Raw genomic sequence first — 4,226 nt, forward strand, 5'->3', positions numbered from 1 at the left:
GGCCGGCCAGGCCGTCAGGCGGAGGCGCGGAGGATGAGCTCGGGGTCGAAGATGACGCTGGTGGTGCGGTTGGTCGCGACAACTCCCGGGTTGTCGCCCGCAGCGGAGTTCGGTGCCGCTACGGCCGCGAGGCCGCCGCCCCTGCCGGGTGCGGGTGGCTGCCCGACGGGGTGGCCTGCGGCGACACGGTGGGGCTCACCGACGTCGTCCGGCTCGGCGCGGCGTCAGGGCGTATCCCCGGTGCCGACGAGGCGGTCGGCGCGGCTGCCGGGCTCGCCGTCCCCACGGGGCTCGGCAGCGGTGCCGCGGAGGCCGCGACGCCCGCGGGTGCGGGGGCGGCGGTGCCGGTCGTGCCGTAGGTGAAGGTCACGTCGGCGACGTCGCCGCCGGTCAGGTTGTTGGACAGCTGCCACACCAGGCCGGCGTCGCCCGAGGCGTCGATCACGCCGGGCGTGAAGACCTTGTCGCCGTTCCAGTCGCCGACCAGCGGCACCGTGAAGACCGCGCCGAAGCCGAGGCGGAGCTGGACCGGGCCGCCCGTGGCGGCGTTGGTCAGGTAGTAGTCGTGGCGCTCGCCGTCCATGTCGACCGTGCCCGGCGTGAACGTGCGGTTGCCGTCCCAGTCGCCCACGAGCGGCGTCTTCGCGCTGTCGCCGTACTCGAACGAAAGCTCGGTCTGCGGCTTGGCGAAGGTGTTGGTCAGCTTCCACTCGTGCAGCTTGCCGCTGCCGTCCACGGCGCCCGGGGTGAACGTGCCGTTGCCGTCCCAGTCGCCGACCACCGGCACGTCCTCGATGTCGCCGAAGCCGGTGTGGATGTCGGCGGGCCCGCTGCGGAAGCTGTTGACCAGGTAGAAGTCGCGGCGCTTGCCCTCGGCGTCGACCGTGCCCGGCGTGTACGTGCCGTTGCCGTCCCAGTCGCCCACCAGCGGCGCCTTGCCCACGTCGCCGTAGGTGAAGTCCAGCGCCGGGTCGGGCGTGCCGTCGAGGGTGTTGGACAGCCGCCAGCGCCACGTGTCGCCCTCGGCGCTGACCAGGCCGGGCGTCATGGTGCCGTTGCCGTCCCAGTCGCCCACCACCGGCCGGGGCAGCGGACCGGCCGGGTTCGCGGCGAGGCTCTGCAGCTCGGCCAGGTTGCCGTTGAAGACGTTCTGGTCACCGGGCAGCTTGCCGTGGTTGGCGTACTGCCACAGCGTCCAGCGGTTCCACCCGGCGGGCAGCCCGCGCACCTTCTCGGTGTAGCTGGACACGAACAGGTAGTGGTCGCCGAAGTCGTCGTTGCTGCCGGTGCACGGGTTCCACCAGTTGGGGTTCGTGTAGATCATGGTCTTGCTGCCGGTGCGCTCGTGCACCCGCTGGGTGAAGTCGCGGATGAAGCGCCCCAGGTCGCTCTTCGACTCGCCCCAGCACGGGCTGGGCGCGACGTACTTGCCGCCCAGCTTGTACGGCCACTCGATGTCCAGCATCGGCGGCAGCGTCCGGCCGTCGTTGCGGTACTGCGCCCGGTCCAGGAAGAAGTCGGCCTGGGTGCGGCCGTTGGTCCGGTCCGGCCGGGCGAAGTGGTACGCCCCGATCAGGATGCCGTTCTTCTTCGCGTTGGCGTAGTTGTACGTGAAGGTGTCGTCGACGTAGTGCACGCCCTCGGTGGCCTTGGCGTAGACGAACCGGGCGCCCTTGTCCGCCACCTTCTCCCAGTCGATCTTCCCCTGGTGGTGGGAGACGTCGATGCCGGTGACCGGGTACCCCGACGGCGCGGCGGCCAGCGCGCGGGCCGTGGCGGGCGGGGCGGCCAGCGACGGCGGTGTGCCCGCCCCCGCCCAGCCGTCGGTGACCGGTTTGCCGTCCGGTCCCAGCGGCCCGGGCGGCGCCGCGGCGGCGGGCAGCGCGGTGAGCGACAGGCCCAGCGCGGCGAGCAGCGCGGCGCGGCGGATGGTGCGCAGGCGTTTCACGGTGGTGCTCCTCAGTGCAGTGCGGACGGCGGTTCGAGCGGGACACCGGGCGGGGGAGCGAAGGTGGGGGCCGGCGACGCGGTCGGGGTGCCGGCCGGGGGAGCGGATGCCGGGCCCGGCGAGGCGGTCGGGGCACCGGGCGCAGTGATCGCCGGGTCCGGCGAGGCGGTCGCGGCCGGGCTGGGCACCGGCACCGGGCCGGTCGGCAGGACCGGGCCGGACGCCGCCGGGGACGGGCCGGGGGAGGCCGGGACGGCGGACGGGGCCGGGCGCACGGGCGGGGTCGGGCTGTCGCTCGGGCGCGGGCGGGGGACCACCACCGGCGAGGCGGACGGGCCCGGCGCGGGCGAGACCGGGGCGGGCCCGCCCGCGTACGCGAAGACCGTGTCGGCGACGCCGCTGGCCAGCGCGTTGGACAGGCGCCAGGTGTGCCCGTCGGCGGGGTCGGCCACGCCGGGGGTGAAGAAGCCGTCGCCGTCCCAGTCGCCGGGCACCGGCATCGAGTCCACGCCGCCGAACGCCACCCGGACCTCGGTCGCCGGGTCGTCGAGCCGGTTGGTCAGGTGCCAGTCGCGGTGCTCGCCGCCGAAGTCCACCACGCCGGGCGTGAACACCCGGTCGCCGTTCCAGTCGCCCACCACCGGCGTCTTGCGCACGTCGCCGTACCCGACGTGCACATCGTGGTCGCCGCCGGCCAGGGAGTTGGACAGGTACCAGTCCCGCACGTCGCCCTCGGCGTCGACGACGCCCGGGGTGAACGTGCCGTCGCCGTCCCAGTCGCCGACCACCGGCTGCTTCTCCACGTCGCCGTAGCCGACCCGCACGTCGGGCTCGCCGCCCGCCAGCGTGTTGGACAGGTACCAGTCGTGGTGCTCGCCGGTCAGGTCGACGGTGCCCGGGGTGTACGTGCCGTCGCCGTCCCAGTCTCCGACGATGGGCAGCTTGCGCACGTCGCCGTAGACGAAGTCGGCGTGCGTCACGGCGCCGCGCGGGTCGTCGGACAGCCGCCAGCGCCAGCCGTCTCCCTCCGGGAACGCCACGCCGGGGGTGAGCCGCCCGTCGCCGTCCCAGTCCCCGGCCAGCGGGTACCAGACGGCCTCGTTCTCGATCACGTTGAGGTAGCGGTAGGCCCGGTACTTGCCGCGGCTGTAGCCGGACTCCGACCACCTGCGGTGCTTCACCGACGGGGGCGTCTGCTCGTACATCACGAAGTCGCCGCCGGGCTCGTCGACCCAGCGCTCGAACAGCACCACGTGCGAGCCGTCCCTCGGCCGCGACCGGTTGTGGTGCAGCAGCATGTCGCCGGGGCGCAGGTCCTCGAAGTCGACCCGCTCGCCGACCTGGTGCAGGTCGCCCGTCCAGTGGTTGCGGGCCAGGTCCCACACCATCGAGACGTAGCCGGAGCAGTCGGTGCGCCAGCCCTTGCGGAACTTCAGCTGGCTGTACGCCACGTGCGCCTCGTGCCAGATCGCGGCGCGGGCGAGGATCTGCATCCGGGTGATCGGCCGGCCGGTGCCGCTGCCGGGCCCACCCGCCATGCCGTCCGGCTGCAGCGGCAGGCCCTGCGCGTCCACGCCCTGGGGGCGCGGCACGTCGACCACGTCGCCCTCGTCGGGCACCGCGGTCGCCGCGGGGATGCCCAGCGTGCCCACGGCGAGGGCGACCAGCAGCCCGGTCAGCACGCGGCGCAGCCCCGGGACCGCCCCCGCGCATGATCCCCAATGACGCATGCCCGGTTAACGGCGCGGTCGGCGATTGCGTTGCGCCTGCTCGGGCGCGCCGCGGCGAGATCATCTCGGGCGCGCCTCACGTTTGCCGGCCGCGCGGCGCGGGCATGTCCATCAGCAGCACGAAGGGAGTCCGACCATGCCCCAGCAGGCTTGGAGTGACAAGCGCGAGCGCCAGTACAAGCACATCAAGGCCAGCGCCCAGGAGCGCGGCAAGTCCGAGGACGTCGCCGAGGAGATCGCCGCCCGCACCGTGAACAAGGAGCGGGCCCGTGCCGGCGAGGCCAAGCAGTCCAGCGCGCTGTCGAAGAAGGACATCTCCTCCGGTCGCCGCGGCGGGCTGCGCTCGCACCGCGGCGAGGGCGGCCGCACTCGCGACCAGCTCTACGAGGAGGCCAGGAAGAAGAACGTCAAGGGCCGCTCGACCATGACCAAGGCCGAGCTGCAGCGCGCCGTCGACCGCTGACCCGGCCGCCGGCGCGGTGGTCCGGGCAGCCGAGTCGCTCGAGGAGAGCCTCGCCAAGCTGCAGCCCGCGCTGGCGGCGCTGCGG

Annotated in this window: 3 protein-coding genes; 1 reads left to right on the forward strand and 2 read right to left on the reverse strand. The window is 74.0% G+C overall.

Annotated elements, in window-relative coordinates:
- Positions 1-118: 118 nt before the first annotated feature.
- A complete protein-coding gene (locus AB0J67_RS39535) occupies positions 119-1,948 on the reverse strand; it encodes a GH25 family lysozyme (protein ID WP_363490698.1) in 1,830 nt (609 codons plus the stop codon).
- Between the two features lie 11 nt (positions 1,949-1,959).
- Positions 1,960-3,630, reverse strand: coding sequence for a hypothetical protein (locus AB0J67_RS39540; RefSeq protein ID WP_363490700.1), 1,671 nt, complete (start codon positions 3,628-3,630; stop codon positions 1,960-1,962).
- 184 nt (positions 3,631-3,814) lie between these two features.
- Between AB0J67_RS39540 and AB0J67_RS39545 the strand changes: the two genes are divergently transcribed.
- Positions 3,815-4,141 (forward strand): plasmid stabilization protein, encoded by a 327-nt coding sequence (locus AB0J67_RS39545; RefSeq protein WP_363490702.1) that lies wholly within the window; start codon positions 3,815-3,817, stop codon positions 4,139-4,141.
- Positions 4,142-4,226 lie beyond the last annotated feature (85 nt).

This window comes from Catellatospora sp. NPDC049609 (assembly GCF_040675365.1).
Classification (GTDB): Bacteria; Actinomycetota; Actinomycetes; order Mycobacteriales; family Micromonosporaceae; genus Catellatospora.

Bases quoted from the DNA above. Each gene is read 5' to 3' on its own strand.
- AB0J67_RS39545 (WP_363490702.1), top strand. From the start codon at position 3,815: ATGCCCCAGCAGGCTTGGAGTGACAAGCGCGAGCGCCAGTACAAGCAC.